The sequence below is a fragment of the Sphingobium anseongense genome (assembly GCF_037725245.1).
GTDB lineage: Bacteria > Pseudomonadota > Alphaproteobacteria > Sphingomonadales > Sphingomonadaceae > Sphingobium.
This window is the reverse complement of sequence record NZ_JBBJUL010000002.1, coordinates 34,437-51,922: the sequence shown is the minus strand read 5'-3', so window position 1 is coordinate 51,922 and position 17,486 is coordinate 34,437. Positions and strand designations below refer to the sequence as shown.

Here is a 17,486-nt window from a genome sequence, read left to right as displayed (position 1 = left end):
GATGATGTCGGCGGTTCAGGCGTCAAGCATGTGACGCTTTATGCCGCTGAAAATGGGGGTGATTTTAAAATCTGGCGTCGGATGTTGCCCGACGTGGCCGGTATGCTTGTCTTTGAGGGCGATGCAGGCAAAACTTATGAATTCCTGGCACTGGCGACCGATATTGCGGGCAATCGCGAAGTGCCCAGGCCCGGCGTCAACGCCATTTCCGACGGGTCCAGCGTCAATCTGGGCGGTGTGCCCACCGTGCCCGACACGACGGCGCCCAATTTCGGTCAGCCGCCCGCTCCGACGCCGGAACCTTCGATCAACGCGCTGTTCACCCAAGCCGAAGCGCTGGTTCCTGCCGCGGCCCCGCTAAGCGCGCCGAGCGAATTCGATTCCGTCCTCAATCCCTTTGCCGCGCGCGCCTTCGCCACCGGCATCACGCGCAGCACGACCGAAATCGGGCCGATGGCGATCGTGGAGACGCCGGAGGGCGATTTCCTGGTTTCCGGCGGCGCCAATCGCGGCACGATCTGGAAATTCAGCGGACAGGGCGGCCAAGCGGCAACACCGTTTGCAGAACTGGACACCGCCATTTTCAACATGGCGTTCGATGGCGACGGCGGACTGTGGGCGACCACGGGCGGAGGGCCGCTGTTGCGGCTCGATCCACAGACAGGGGCTATTCTCGACCGGTTCGGCGATGGCGTCACCATTGCGCTGGCGGTGCATCCCGCCACCGGCAAAATCTATGTGTCGACCAACAGCGGCGTGTCGGTCTTCGATCCCGACGATGGCAGCTTCACCCAGTGGAGCAGGGACGAAAACCTGCGTGTCGGCAGTCTCGCATTCGACAATGATGGCGCATTGTGGGCCGTGGCATGGCCGGACCGCAAGCAGGTGGTGCGTTTCACCGATCGCGCGCGTGCGGAAACCATGCTGACGTTCGATGCGCCCGCGGATTCGCTTGCCTTTGGCAAGGCGGGAACGCGGCTCGACGGATTGCTGTTCGTCACGCACACCGCTGGAACAGTCGACGATGCGGGGCTGGCGGAACCGGGCGGCGCACTCACCATGGTGGATACCGCGACTTTGCGGCGGATCGACGTGGCCAAGGGAGGGTCGCGCGGAGATGTCGTCATCACGACCAGCGATGGCCGCGTGCTGGTCAGCCAGAGCAACCAGGTCGACCTCATCGCGCCTGCGACCGCGCCCATCGTGGTCGCCACGAATCCGTCCCCCGGCGCGCAGATCGCGCTGCCGCAGGCCTTCCTGTCGGTGACATTCGATCAGGACATGTTCGCCGGATCGGCCAGCCAGGCCGGATCGGTGACAAATGCCGAATATTACACGCTCAGTCACGCCACTTTGGGCGCGCAGCAGATCCGCGCCGTCACCTATGACGCCGCCAGCCGGACCGCTTATCTCAACGTCGGCAATATCCCGGCGGGCGATTACACGCTGACCATCGGCGCTCCGCTGACTTCGGCGAACGGCCAGCGCATGGGCGTCAATTACCAGACCGGGTTCGCGGCGTTCGAGGATATCTCGACCCTTGTCGACATCCTGTTCGAAGATACCCGACTGGACCGCGAGACGGGCACCATTTCCTACAAGGTCACGATTACCAACAAGACCGACGGGCCGATCACCCTGCCCGCCTTGCTGACGATCGACCCGCTTGGCGGCTTCCCCGGCGTTCCGGTGGGTGCGACCGGCCAGACCGACGACGGACGCTTCCTGATCGACCTGTCCGGTGCGCTGCCGACTGATGGCATATTGGAGGCAGGGGAAAGCACGTCCGGCCGGACGGTTTCAATCACGACATCGGCCAATCGCAGGCTTGATTTCGTGACCGGCATCGTTGCGAATGCCGTCCCCAACACCGCGCCGTCCTTCGTCAGTGTGCCGCCGCAATCGGCGACCGTGGGAACGCCGCTGCGCTATCAAGTCGTGGCGAACGATGCCGAAGGGCAGGCGGTATCCTTCGGATTGCTCACTGCGCCTGCGGGCATGACGATCGACGCGACGACCGGCCTGCTGCAATGGACGCCGCCTGCCGGTACGGCCTCGATCACCCCGGTGGTGATCGAGGCGTTCGACGCTCGCGGCGCCGTTTCGCTCCAGCGTTTCGTGCTGGCGATCGCCGGGGGCAATCGCGCGCCGGAATTCACATCGTCGCTCTCCGCCGTGTCGAGCGGTGAAGGGCAGTTGTTCGAATTCGAGCTGGTCGCGGTCGATCCTGAATCGCAGCCGCTGACCTATTGGGCGGACGGGCTGCCCGCCGGAGCCACCTTCGATCCGGCAACGCGGGCCTTCTCCTGGTTGCCTGGCTATGAATCGGCGGGGACATATGATGTCCGCTTCTTCGTCACCGATGGCCTGTCCCGTGACGAGGTGGTTGTCACCCTGTTCGTTGCCGAACGAAACGAGCCGCCACAGGTGGTGCCTGTCGCCGACAGGATCGCACGCGAAGGCGATCTCGTCAATTTTCGGATCAACGCCAGTTCGCGCAGCGACCGCGAACTGTCTTATGGCGCGGAAAACCTGCCCTTTGGCGCGGCGCTGAACCCCACGACCGGCGAATTTTCCTGGACGCCCAACTATATTCAGAACGGTGTCTATGACATCGCCTTCTTCGTTACCGACGGCGAAACGCTGGTGCGGTTCGTGACAAAGATTACGGTCGGCAACGCCAATGCCGCACCGATATTCGACCAGCTTGAAGGGTGGCAGATTCTCGAAGGCCAGCAGCTTGCCTTCAACGTTTTCGCCTTCGATCCCGACAATCCCTATTACACACCCGCTTTGCGCAACGGCGAAAACGGGGAGGCGGTCGAAACCAGCGAGACGTCGCGGACCGTAACCGTCCAGTTGATCGGCGACATCCCGCCCGGCGCGACATTCGATCCCGAAACCTATGATTTCACCTGGACGCCGACCAATGCGCAGGCTGGCGACCATGTCGTGCGTTTCCGCGCGACCGATACCGGCGATGGGACGGGCGTTCCGCTGACGACGGACATCATCGTTCCCATCAGCGTGTTCAACCAGAACCGTCGTCCGGTGGTCAGTCCCATCGAAAATGTGACTGTTGCCAAGGATGCGGTCCTCGAAATTCCCGTCAGCGCGAGCGACGCGGACGGCAATCCGCTGGTCCTGGCCCTGCGCAACGAAAGCCCGTTCCGTCCGCTGCCCGATTTCATCTCCTTCGTCGATAATGGCGACGGCACCGGCAAGATTCGCGTTGCGCCCGGTGCCAATGCGCGCGGGGACCATGTCGTCATCGTCACCGCGACTGATGATGGGGACGGATCGGGCAAGCCGCTTGGCGGCGGCTATGCCTTCACGATCAAGGTGACCAGCCCCAACGAAGCGCCTGAAATCGGCCATATTGGCGATGTCGTGGCGGTGATCGGCGAGACCATGAAGGTTACCGTCAATGTCGCCGACATGGACCAGGACGCGCTGACCTATGCGCTCGCCGGGCTGCCCGGAGCCACCATCACCCCCACCGGCGTTTACGGCAAGGCGACGATCGAATGGACGCCGACGCTGGCGCAGGCCGGCAGCCATGATGCCACAGTGACGGTGACGGATTCGGGCAGCGGCGTCGTTACGCCCGTGAGCGGCACGGCATCGTTCAAGGTGGTCGTGCGCGCAACGAATGCGGCCCCGCAACTGGCTCCGGTAGGCAACCAAAGTGTGACGGAGGGCGCCGCACTCGCGTTCACCCTGGTCGGGGCTGACGCGGACAATGACCGGCTGACCTTCACGATGAGCGGCGCGCCGGACACCGCCTCGCTCGATCCTCAATCCGGCGCATTCGTCTGGACCCCGCCGCTCAACTCCAGCGGCGAATATAGTGTCACCTTCTCCGTAAGCGACGGCCATTCCAGCAGCAGCGAAACGATCACACTGACGGTCGCCAATGCCAATCAGGCACCGGTGTTCGTGCCTATGGGCCTGCAACTGGCGCGGGAAGGCGCGCCGATGCTGTTCCGCATCATCGCGGGCGATCCCGATGCTGACCCGATCATCTACCAGGTCCCCAACGGCTTGCCCGAAGGCATGCTTTTCATCCCGGAGCGCGGTGAGATCCAATGGACGCCAGGCTATGGACAGGCCGGGGATCATGTTCTGCGCTTTACCGCGACCGACCCGCTGGGCGCGGTGGATAGCATCGACGTCATGGTCCGGGTGGCCAACGTCAATCGTCTGCCGGTGCTGGATGAGGGCTATCATGCCTTCCTGATCGGCGAGGAGAAGCGCTTCATCGTGCGGGCAAGCGACCCCGATAGCGAAGACGTCCTGACATTCTCTGCCGAGGATTTGCCCGAAGGAGCGAGTTTCGACGCCGCTACCGGCGAATTTGTCTGGACCCCTGGTCCTGGTCAGGCGGGCGATTATGCCGTCACCCTGATTGCCGACGACGGACGGGCCAAGGTGCGGCAAACCATATTGCTGCGCGCCACCATCGATCCCGTGCCGCCAGTCGTCCGCCTGGAACTGACGCCCAGCTTCCCGGCGGCGCCGGGCCAAAATGTGCTGATCCACGCCGTGGCGGACAGCCTGGCCGACATCACATCGCTGCGCGTTCTGCTCGATGGCCAGGACGTGCCGCTCGACGCAAATGGGCGGGCAACGGTGGTTGCCGGTTCGCCGGGCAAATATAGTTTCACCGTTACTGCGCGGGACGCAGATGGTGGTGAAAAAACCATCACGCAAATCCTCAAAGTGCGCGACCCGCTGGACAAGAATGCGCCCAGCGCCCTGTTCGACGGCGTCATTGACGACGCTATCGTTACATCGACCCTGGCCATCACCGGGACGATCGACGACAGCAATCTCGACGGCTGGACGCTGCAATTGATCGACGGACAGGGCGATGTCACCCTGCTCGGCGAAGGCGGCGCCAACCTTTCGGGTACGCTCGCGACGCTGGACGGGCGCAGCCTGGCTGACGGTTTCTATCGTCTGCGGTTGACCGCCACCGATATTTCCGGTCGCACCAGCGTCGACAGCGCCACGATCGAGTTGCGCACGGGCGCGAACAAGCTGTCCCGCTATACGACGCAGCATGTCGATATATCGACCGTGCTGGGCGGCGTGCCGTTCGATCTGGTCCGGGCCTATGACAGCATTACGGGCAAATGGACGTTCCTGGGGATCGACGCCGATATCGTCACCAGCGTAGGGATCCAGCCCAATGCAGGCGGCGCGCTGCCCGCGTTCGAAATCGGCACGCGACTGTTCCTGACCTTGCCCACCGGCGAACGGGCAGGCTTCACCTTCAGCCCCGTCGAGGAAGTCATCGGCGGCCAGACCTTCTACCGCCCCGCCTGGACGGCGGATGGCACACATGGCTGGCAACTCAGTTCTATCGATGTCCAGCTTCGCAAGATTGGCGGCAAATTCTACGATGTGGATAGCGGCGCGGCCTATAATCCCGGATCGCCTGTGTTCGGCGACCGGGACTATGCCCTGCGTGCGCCTGACGGCACGATTTCCATTCTCGACAGCCAGCGCGGCACCGTTGAAATTCAAAAGTCAGCGGGCAAGCTGCTGATCGGCGACAGCGGCGTCACCGCGCTGGGCGGCGATGCGCTGCGCTTCCTGCATGACGCGCGCGGCAATGTTACCCAGGTCACCGATGCATCGGGCAAGGCCAGCATCTATAGCTGGGACGAGGACAACCGGCTGACCGCATTGCGCGATCTCGTGACCGGGGCGGGCATCCGCTATGGCTATGTCGATGGTCGGCTGGCGCTTGAAGTGCCTTCATCGGGCGCGGGCAAACGGATCGTCCATAATGGCGACGGCACCGTGGTGACGGAAGCGATCGTCGCGGATCTGGCGACCCCGGCGACGTTCACCGGCCAGACCGTCTCGGGCAATCTGGGTGCGGGCGGCGCGGAAAGTTTTGCGTTCACGCTGCGCGAGAGCGAATTGGAGGGGCTGCCCAACCCGTTCGTCATCCTGAGGGTAGAGACCACAGGCACGGTAACGCCCCAGATCGCAGGGCTCACCCCTCTGGCGAGCGCCCGGGCGGGCGGCAAGCTTGTGACCCTGTTCGCGCTATCCACATCGGGCCTGCATGAATTGCGGATTTCGGGCAGCGGAGCCTATTCCTTCGAGATGCGCGTCGCGGGCGATATCAACGGCGATGCGAAGGTCGATGGCTTGGACAGCGCCGCCGTGGTCGCCGCCCTTGCCGGATCGGATGTCAGCGGCGATGGCGCGACGGACGCGATCGACAATCAGATCGTCGCTGCCAACTATGGTTTCCGTGCAAACCAGTCGCCGGCGATCGCCGCCACGATTTCGCTGGAAAAAACCCATGTCGACTTGCAGCGTTATGTTGATCTGACCAAGCTTGCGACCGACCCGGATGGCGACCGTCTCTATTTCCGTATCGTCGGGGCGACTGGCGGAGCGGCCGCCCTTGCCGCCGACGGGCTTGGCGTTCTGTTCACGCCGACAGCTGGATATTCGGGCGCGGCGTCGATCCGCTTTTCGGCCGATGACGGCTTTGGCAGTTCGGCCGAAGGCGTGATCGACATCAGCGTCTCCGACGCCGCCTTGTTGTCCTTGAATTTCGCACTGCGCCAGCCCGCTTTTGCCGCACCGGGCGAAAGCGGCGGCGTGGCGCTTGTCGGTCAGTTTGCCGATCAGGCCGATGTTGCGCTGCCCTATTCCTATGTGACGGCGAGCGTCGGCCATCCCGATATCGTCCGCTTGGGCGCGGACGGGACATTATTGGCTCTGGCTCAGGGGGCGACTTATCTCAAGGTGTCGCGCGGCAATATCGCTGCGGCTACGTCGCTGACGGTCGGCGATCCCGACAGCGTGCGCGAGTTGATGACGCAGATTTACGGGATCAACGCCTATCCCGACAGCGTGACCCTGCTGCCCAACGGCGGTTCGCGCGCCATTATCACCAGCCTTGATGTGACGGAGGAAACCTTCGCCAACGGCGCGGCGGCAGGGACCGTCTATGTGTCCGCCGACAGCGCGATCGTGACCGTGGATGAAACCGGCCTGATGCGCGGGGTCGGCGCCGGGTCGACCTTTGTCACTGTGATCAACGGGTTCAGTGAAGACCGGGTGATGGTAACCGTCGCCCCGCCGGTCATAGGCGATGATGTTGCGGTCAATGGCGCTGAGGGCGCGATCGTGCAGAATGCCGATGGCGTCCAGATCGCCTTTGGACCGGGCGCGCTGAGCGGCAATGCAACGGTCACGATCGATACGCTGACGGAGGCTGAACTGCCCATCGTCATGCCGGCGACCGATGCGTTCCACTTCCTCAGCGCATTCGACCTCCAGGTCGACGGCGCGGAATTCAACGATACGGTCCAGATCGCGGTGCCGGTAGCGGGCAATCCGGGCGATCAGGTCTGGTTCTTCGCCAGCGTTGATTTGCCGCTGGGACCCAATGGCGAAACCATTCCGGTCTGGACGGTCATCGATTCCGGGGTGATCGATGCGGACGGCATGGCACGGGCCAAGTCGCCGCCGTTCCCCGGCCTGAGCAGGCGCGGCGCGGTGCTGGTCGCGGGCGCGGCAAAGCCCCTGCCGATCCTGCGGCTGAATGTCGGCTTCACCGCGCTCAATGCGCTGGTGTTCGCGCCGGCGATCGGCATTGCCGCGGTGGGCGGCCTGGCAGGCGCAACGGTGGCGCTGGGCCTGGCTGGGGCCGCGCTTGGATCCATTGCGCTGCCGCTGTTCGCGCAGCTCAAGGAAATCCAGATTTACGCCGATCTGGCGAAAGATCAGGCGGCGGTCCGCCGGATCGACTTGTCACCTGAATTCACGCAGGCGGAACTCAATGACGGCAAGACGATCCTTGCCAGTTTCCCGCCGCAGGCCTTCCAGTCCGACAAGGGGCCTGTGGTGTCCAATGTCGCAACCCTGGTCGCCAATGACGGCAGCACCGCCGTCACGATAACGGGCCTTGACTTCATCGACGGCGAAGCCGGGTCGATCAGCGCCAAGAAAGAGAATGTCCGCGTCGTCCTGACCCACGGATCCAAGCGCGTGGTCATATCCGACGCGGTGATAACGGGAGAGGTTGGCGGGACACAGCGGCTCAGCTTCACCGCGCCCCCCACCGTTCTGCTGGGGGCCAGCGATATCACGATCGTGCGCCCGGCTGTCGGATCGTTCGGGTCGGCGAGTGGCGAACCCAATGACTTCACCGAGCTGGTCGAAAGCGCGGTCGTCAAGATCGACAACAAGGCGGGATATGCGTTTGTCGGCGATGCGAAGGGCGTGCAGATCATCGATCGCAAGCTGTCGTTCGAAACCGCACAGCCTACCGACCAGCTGATCGCCCGTATCGATCTGGGCGCGCCGGTCAGGGAAATCGTCGTGACCGGCGACCTGGGCGCTGCCTTTGTTGCGACCGAAAAGGGCATTGCCGTCATCGATACGCTGACGCTGCGCCAATATGACCTCAATCCCAACGGCGACAATGATTTCATCAAGGTCGAGGGCGGCGTGGTCACGGCGCTCGCGGTCGATACGGAAAACGGCTATCTCTACGCTGCCGGTCTGGGCAAGGTCTATGTCATCAACATCGATCCGGGCCGGGACAATTACCTGAAGGTCGTCGCCGACCCGCAGCATACGCTGAACATGGAAATTACCAGCAAGGGCGAACAGTTCGGCCATATCACCAGCATGGCATTGAACGCCGATGGCACCCGCCTCTATGTCGGCCTGCCGGTATCCGAAATGTTCGGCCAGCGCCCCTGGATCAACAATCAGAACAGCGATGCCGGCCTGATCATGGTCGTCAACGTCGATGAAGAGCAGCGTCCGGCCGAGGATCAGGCCAATATCCATGGATGGCGCACGGTCGTGGACAAGGTGGCGGCGGGCATCGAGGTGTTCGATATCCAGCCGACGGTCGATCCCAACAAGATGGTGTTCGTGGCCCGCGGGGACCGCAATCGTGGCGCAAAGCTGCTGGAGCGCACGCCTGCGGGAACGCACGTCGTTACCCAGATCGCGACCCTGACCATGGGTCAGGAAATCGGCGTGTTCGAACAACCGTTCACCATCGGCGGGCTGGTCATCAGCGTCGACAAGAAGCGCAGCACCGATGACGGCCGCTTTTCGATCGGCCGGGTGCCGGATCTCAACGTCCATAATGCGTCCGGCATCGCGGTCACGCCCGACCTGGAATATATGTTCGTCGCCGATTGGGGTCTGCCGACACTCTATTGGTATCGCGACATGGACTATTCGCAACTGGTCGATGAATTTTACCGGGTCGGCTCCAAGATTCTCGTGATCAAGGATCCCTTCGGGCCGAACCGTCGGCTCGTCGGGGCGACGACGCCGGTTCCGTTCGCGTTCCTGGAGGAATTGCGTGTCGATAGCTCCGGCACCAAGCTTTACGCGAATTACCGGGGCGCCGGTAACATCGTCGTCATGGACATCAACAAGGTTCGTGAAATCGCCAAGCGCAGCGATTTCGACAAGCTGCTTGTCGAGTTTCAGGACAAGGCGATCGATAATCCCAACTATCCGTTCGACATCTATAATGAATCCGCCGGTCAGGGCGCCGTCGACGTCACCCGACACGGGCGCGGACTGGCGCTCAATGCGGTCCAGGCGCTCAATCTGCTCACCCCTACCACCGAACTGGACCTTCACGGCGACAACCCGCCACCGCTGACCTTCAAATGGGAGTTCGATCCGACGCTGATGCCCGCCGGATCGGTGATGAAGACCAGCTTCTATCTCAGCACGCTGGCGCCCGGCGACGGGTTGTGGCCGGACGATCCGATCCGCGAAAGAGGTTTGCTGCAACAGCCCGACTGGCAGGGTTCCGACAAGCATCCCAGCCGCATCTTCACCAAGCTGAACTTGGAAGCGGGCAAATGGCGGGTTCTGGCGACGGGCGAAGTCGTGCCGGATGGGGAACTGCCGCCAGGCAAGTTCGAACTGACGTTCGATCCCGAATTCGCGCGGGTCCTGACCGGCGGCCAGACCTATTTCTGGGGGGTCCGCTCAACCGAATTCGGCATTCGCGATTTCCGGCAGTTCACCGTCCTGCCCGATCAGGTGCCGGCCGGCACATTCAACGGCGTGACCGTACTGACCCACGGATTCCAATTGGACGGCATCTGGACCGACAATGATTCCTTCCACCAGCCTGCGGCTTTCCAGGAAATGGGAGAGATGATCTCGCGTCTGGGCGGGGGCGGCATCGTCCTGCTCTATGACAAGAACGAGGGCACCTGGGTGGACATGAGCAACCCGACCAGGGTTGTCACTGGCGATATGCTGGCAGCCTATGCCGGCAAGCCTGTCGTGCTGATTTCGGACTGGGTTCGCGAATCCGCCCATGCCGAAGCGGGCTTCTCCGAAGCTGCCGCCGACGCCCTGTTTGCCGCGCTCATGGATCTGGACGCGGAATCGAGCAATACGCTGCTCAGCTCGCCACTGCATTTCATCGGCCATTCACGCGGCACGGTGGTCAACAGCGAGATTATCCAGCGCCTTGGCTATTATGGCCGGGTCACCAGCGGCATCCACATGACGACGCTGGACCCGCATGATTTCGTCCAGGATTCGCTGGATATTCCCGTCAACACGCTGCTGAACATCGCGAAGGCCTATAGCAGTTTCAAGTCGCTGGCGCTCGCCGTGCGTTCGGTCGCCACGGCTGTGGGCGCCGTCGGATCGGCCGTCGGTTCAGGCGGCCTTTCGCTGGTGGCGACGGGGGCGATCCTGGGCGGCGTCGGCAAGGGCATGGTCGAAGCGGCCGGTGCCGCCAAGATGGCGTTCCGCATTCAGAAATTCCAGGACCTGGCGCAGACGCTGGGCGTGCAGCTGGATCCGGTGAAGTTCGGCGATTTCCTCGATCCCGACGTCAAATTGTGGTCGAACGTCAGTTTCAGCGACAATTATTACCAGGATGCGGCGTCGCAGACCTTCACGACGGCCACGCCCAACGGGCGCGATATCGGCCCGACGGATATTTCGCGATATCTGGGCGGCGTGGTGCCGGGGGTATCCGGGTTCAATCTGGACGATTTCGCCGGATTGGGCGCAGGCGGCCCGCACAGCCGCGTGTGGCAATGGTATGCCGGCACGATCGACACCAACATGACCAAATTCCAGGGACTGGATATCTATCGGCGCATCACCGACGATGGCATCCGGCCCAAGGTGTTCGGCGTACCCTCGCTCGATCAATGGAATATGGAGCCATGGTATTTTGTCGATCCGGGCAAGGTGACCAGCCCCAGCATGTCGGTGCGCATCGGTGCGGCGAACCAGATGGTCACCGGCAACACGACGTCCACGACGCACTTCAACATCACCGACGGCGTCGGCACCGGCTGGTTCTATTCGGCCGTCGGCGGCGGGGCGGATTTCCGGCCGATCATCAGCGGCGGCGAGGTCGATGTCACCACCGACAATAGCGAAGCGCCCAATCCCGGCGGCTCCGCCGTCCAGAGCATCTTCAACGGCAATTTCGAACAGGGCACGCGCGAATCGCTCAACGTCCATCTGGAGCGCATTGCGACCGGCGAACTGGCTGACGATGCGGGCCGCTTCCCGATTTCATACGAAATTCCAGGCTTCGCATTTCATGGCGGGGAGGGGTTCAAGCTCGATCTGCTCGGCCTGCCCGATGCCGATGCCATCGGCAAGATCGATGTCGCCGCGCTGTTCATGGTCAACACCAATCCCCAGGCGCTGGTCAAGAAGGTGCTGGTCAAGATTTGGGAGGACTTTTTCGACAGCCAGGTCAGCCTGGCCAACCAGATCACGATCGGCAATTTCAAGCTGCCGACCCTGAACTTTATTGAGGCGAAGCTGGCAGCAAAGGTCGTGGGCTGGGCCGGTTTCGATCCCGGCAAGAAAATCGACATGGTCAACAAATATTTCAAAGCGACCAACAAGGTGTTCAAGGCCGCTGGCATGGCGACAGAAGCGCTCAACGACGGCCTCAACACGCTCGTCGAAAGCACCGGCGTCACCATGTCCCTGGGTGCCGATACCAAGGACGAAGCTGGCCTCAATCGCCTGAAGGCCTATGTTTCCAATGCGATCGAAAACGGCTTCGACAAGCTGTTCCCCAATCAGGACAATTATTCGCTGATCATGGGGGCCAGCGCCGCCCTCACCAAGATCATCGATTCCTTCCTGCCCGATGGCGACATCTGGGAAGCGATCAAGATGGAGACGCGACGGATCCTGCCGGGCCTCGATTCCATCACCCACAATTTCGTCTATGTGCCCAAGGATCAGCCCTATCTGACCTTCAAGGTGTACAAGCCCTATATGTTGCAGCCCGGCGCGAAAATTCGCGTCCGTTTCGAAGGTGCCGGACTGCCGACAATCGATGCGCTGGTCGCCAATCAGGAGGCAGGCGCGCGGCAGGTCGATCTGGGCACCGGGATGTTCACGTCCAGCGAATTCTCGGTCATCGTTCCCGATGAATATAAGGGCCGCTCGGCGACGATCACGATCACCCATGAAAATATGGCGCCGACGGCGGAGGACAAACAGGATCTGGAGGACGCGGCATTCATCGACGCGATCACCCACGCGGCCAAGGATCTGGGGACGGCGGTCAGCCAGATATATCTGCTCGACGACCTCCGCTTCACGACGGTCGCGGCGATGAATGGCGTCATGCCCGGATCGCCGCAGGTCGCGGCCGAAGGCGTCGCGATCACGCCCGCCGCGCCGGCCGTCACGCTGGAACAGCTTGTCGGCCTGGTCGATGACGCGCGGCTCGCCTGGATGGCGGCGGGGATCAGCGATGCCGACGCGCAGAAACTGGCCGATCTGGAATTTACCGTGACCGATCATCAGGATGCGGCGCTGGCGGTTCATTCAGGCCATGTCATCGCGATCGATGCGGACGGTGCCGGACGCGGCTGGTTCGTCGATAGCACGCCGAACGGGGCGAGCGAGTTCCTGACGTCGGGCAGCCGGATGATCGCCATAGACGGCAGCGCGGCGGCGGGGCGGTACGATCTGCTCACCGTGCTGATCCACGAAATGGGCCATGAACTTGGCCTGTCGGAACTGCCGACCACGACTGTCGGCCGAGTGATGAATGAATCGCTGGGCCTGGGCGAGCGGCGCTTGCCGGGCCTGGCCGATCTGCCGGTCGTACCGGTCGCAGCGCCGGTGGTGGGGGCGGTGCGCACTGTCACGCTCACCGGGACTGGCAATTCGACCCCCACCGCCGTTGCGCCGCTTGCCTTGCTGACGCCGGGAACAGCAGCGACCGCGCCGTTCCAGAACGGCGATTTCGGTGCGGCGGCGGGTTGGTTGCCAGTTGGAGGCGGCGTGGTTTCCGGCGGCCTGGGCGTGCTGGCCGAAGACAGCCGTTTCCTGTCCTCGCTCAGCCAGAAATTCGTCCTGCCCAATGGCGCGACGGAAATCAGTTTCCAGATCCGTTCGGCGGTGCTGGGTGCGAACAGCGCGCTGCCGCCCGATGCGTTCGAAGTGGCGCTGCTCGATCCGGTTACCGGCCAGTCGCTGCTGGGCGATCTGGACGGGCTGGACCTTTCCGACGCCCTGCTCAACCTTCAGGCCGATGGATCGCTCTACCTTGCCCCCGGCGTGACCGTGACCGGCGATCCTTTGGCCGGCACCGCCACGGTGACCGTCTCGCTTGCAGGCGTCGACCGCAGCAACGGCGCGTTGCTGTCCTTCGATCTCATAGCGATGGGCGATCTCGACAGCCGCGTGACCATCGACAATATCATGTTCGAGGCGGTGGCGAACAATGCGCCGGTTGCAACCAACGACAGCGGCAGCGGGAATGAAGATCAGGATATCGTCATCGACCTTCTGGCCAATGATGATGACGCCGATGGCGATCTGCTGAGTGTCGCGATCCTGAGCGGCCCGGCAAATGGTACGCTCATCCCGCCGACCGTGACGGGTGGCGCATGGACCTATCGCCCGGATGCGAACTTTGCGGGCGCAGACAGCTTCACCTACAGCGTCACCGACGGCCTGAGCGCGCCGGTGTCGGCCAGCGTCGCCATCGCCGTGAATGCCGTCAACGACCTGCCGGAACTTGCCATCGTGCAGGATCGCAGCGCGGTGCAGGGCAGTTTCGTCACGCTCAATCTGTTGGGCAGCGACGTCGAGGATACCGCATCGGCTCTGACCTACGAACTCATCTCCGGCCCCGCCGGCGCCAGCGTCAGTCCTTCGGGCCTGTTCAGCTGGACAGCCGGCCTGCCGGGTATCGAGAATGTCACGGTCCGCGTCACCGACAGCGATGGCGGAACGGCCGAGCGCAGCTTTGCCATCACCGTCGTGGTGCCGGGCAATGCCGCACCTGTCTTTGCCCCGCTGCCTGATCGTGACGTCGATGCAGGATCGCTGTTCACGCTCCAGCTGGCCGCAAGCGATGAGGATGATGTCGCGACTGACCTGACCTACAGGTTGATCGCGGGTCCCGCCGGCGCGACGCTCTCGCCGGCCGGCGAACTGCGTTGGATAGCGACAGGAAGCGGGGCCAGCCAGGTCACGGTTCGCGTCACCGATCCCGATGGTGCCTTCGACCAGCGGAGTTTCGCCCTGAATGTCGTGCCGGTCATCGGCAACACCGCGCCGACGCTGCCCGTGCTAGGCGATATCGCGATCGAAAGCGGCAAGCTGCTAATCCTGCCGATCGTGGCCAGCGACAATGAGGATGTCGCCGAAGCGCTGACCTATTCGCTGGTGAACGGTCCCGACGGTGCGACCATTTCGGCCAGCGGCCTGTTCAGCTGGCAGGCGGGCGATCCCGGCTCCCGGTCTGTGACCGTGCGCGTGACCGATAGCGGCGGACTGATTGCCGAACGCAGCTTTGCGATCACCGTGTCCAACCCCGCGCCCGTGTTCGCGGCGATAGCCGATCGTTCGGTACAGACGGGCGGCCATGTCGCGATCACGCTTTCCGCCAGCGACAGCAATCATGCCGCGCCGCAGTTGGCCTATTCGCTGGTCAGCGGCCCGGCGGGAGCAAATGTGACGAGCGATGGCCAGTTCAGCTGGACGGCCGCCGGGCTTGGCAGTCAGCCGGTGATCGTTCGCGTAACCGATCCGCTGGGGGCATTTGCAGAGGTCGGCTTCACTATCGAGGTGACGAATATCGCGCCGGTCCTGACGGCGCCTGGCCCGGTCAGCGTGAACGAAGGCAGCGCGCTGTCGTTGCAGCTTGTCGCAAGCGATGGCGACGATGCGCCTGGCGATTTGATATTCTCGCTGGTGTCAGGACTGGCGGGGGCAACGCTGACGGACGGCGGAGTGCTCAGCTGGCTGCCTGCCGATGGCGGCGCGGATGCGGTCTTTACCGTCCGCGTGACCGATCCCCATGGCGCGCAGGCCGAACAGAGCTTCAATGTCGCGGTGGCCGATGTTGCGCCGATCCTCAGCGTATCGGGCCTGACCACGACATTGACCGGCAAAACCTATATGATTGCGCTGGGATCGAGCGATCCGGGCGACGACAGGCCGATCGAATGGATCATCGACTGGGGCGATGGCACGGCGCCCGTTTCGGTGGCAGGCAGCGCCAGCGCGGCCAGCCACATATATGCCGATGATGGCAATTTCCTGGTCAGCGCGCGCTTGCGCAATGACGATGGCAGTTTCTTGGCATCGCCGATCAGCCTTGTCGTCAATGATCCGCCGCTGCTGCGGCTGACGCAGGCGGGCTTTGCCGATGGCGGTCTGGTCGTGCGCGTTTCCGAACCGCTAGATGCTCTGGCGGGCAGCCGGGCGGTGCAACTGACCGACGGTGCCGGCAATGCGGTCGCGCTCACGCTCGGCTTTGCGACCGATGGGCTGGGCTTCGCGCTCACCCGCGCCGATGGCAAGCCGCTGCAATATGGCAGCTATGATCTGGTCATCGCCCATGGCGCTTTCATCAGCGCTGATGGTTCGGTGCTGGACGGCAATAATGATGGCCTGACCGGCGGCGCCTATCGAACCAGCCTGACCTTCAGCCAGTCCATGGCGGGCAGCGCGAGCCTGCCCGACTTCATGCGCGGGCCGGGCGAGCATGTCGATGTCCCGCTTGCCGATGGTGCCGGGCTGCAAGTCAGCTTCGCCAGCCAGGGCGGCGTCAAGACCATGACATTCACGGTCATGTACGATCCCGCGCTGTTGCGCGTCGATGGCGTGTTGCCGGGGGCCGATCTCCCCGCGGGCGCGAGCCTTGGCTTCGTGACCGAGGCTGCCGAGGGCGGCAAGCGTCTCGCCCGGATCAGCGTCAGCAGCGATACACCGATCGCAGCGGGCGAACGCTGGATACTCAGCCTGGACGCGACCGTGCCCGAAACGGCTCCCTATGGGTCGAGCGAAGTGCTGGAAGTCAGGGTCGAAGCGATCAACGCGGCCGCACCGTCCGCCACCCAGGATGATCAGGCGCTGCAACTGGTCGGCTATTTTGGCGATGCCGATGCCGATCGTCGGCAAACCATTGCGGACCTGTGGCTCGCGACGCGCGTGGCGCTGGACATCGACAAGGGGTTTGCGGCGTGGGGCGATGCGCCGCCTTCGCTGATCGCCGACATCCGCGACCATCGCCCGTTCGCCAACCCCCACCTGCCGGACATCGAATTTACCCCGGCCAAGCCCGCGCCGCTGTGGCGATCGCAGGTCGTGCCTCCTGCTGATTTCGGTCCGCTCACTTATGGCTTTTACGATGCGGTGGATCGCTGGGCACGGGATATCCACGCGACGGATTCGGCCTGGTATGAAGAGGGCATGGACGGCAGTAAGCAGGCGCAGCCTGACGACGGCGCTCCGGTCCCGGCGGCTGAGTCCGGCACGCCGCCATCGCCCGCATCGGCTCCGCGCGCGACGCCCGCGCCCGTCACGCCGGCGCCAGCGGCTTCAGCACCGGGCGATGGATCCGGCACGGCAGCAGGTGTCGCGAAAGCCGCCGCCGTGCCGCCGAAAATCAACATGGGCGCGCGACCTGCCGTTCAAGGCATGATGGCCGCGATGACCGGCGGCGATGATCAATGCTCGACATGGCTGTCGCGCTTCCTGCTCGACAATGGCGATGACCGTGACTGCACGACTGGTGGTGATTTCATCCCCATTCTCATTCCCGGCCTCAATCGGCCGAGAGAAAAGTCGGGCGACAAGCGCCGCAAGGCCGCCGCGCCCGCCGGTGAAGGGCCTTCGGGCGAACTGGAGACAAGCACATGAATGAAAAGACCGCGACGCCCAAGGGACAGGCCGCGCCGCGCCAGCAGACGCTTCGGTTCAACAGTGCCAATCTCAAGAGCAGCTATTGCAATATGTGCAACGCCACCAGCACCCGTGAGGAGGTGGTGCTCAATTTCGGCGTGAACCAGAATTGGGACCAGCCCAGCGCTACGCCCGCTGAACTGGAAGTGGATTTGCAGCACCGGATCATCCTCAGCCCCTTTGCCGCGAAACGGCTGAGCGAGGCGTTGGCGCAACTCGTGCGCGACTATGAAACGCGATACGGCAAACTTGCCTGA

General features: G+C 63.4%; 2 protein-coding genes (1 of these 2 only partly in view). Both read left to right on the top strand.

Annotated elements, in window-relative coordinates; all coding sequences use genetic code 11:
- Positions 1-17,187, top strand: the 3' end of a protein-coding gene (locus WG908_RS02675) for a putative Ig domain-containing protein (RefSeq protein WP_340185026.1). Its footprint begins 19,410 nt before the window's first position; 17,187 of the gene's 36,597 nt are visible here — the last part of the coding sequence; the start codon falls outside the window, past its left edge; the stop codon is at positions 17,185-17,187.
- Complete coding sequence (locus WG908_RS02670) at positions 17,184-17,486, top strand: DUF3467 domain-containing protein (RefSeq protein ID WP_340185025.1); 303 nt, start codon at positions 17,184-17,186, stop codon at positions 17,484-17,486. Before WG908_RS02675 ends, WG908_RS02670 begins: the two co-directional genes overlap by 4 nt.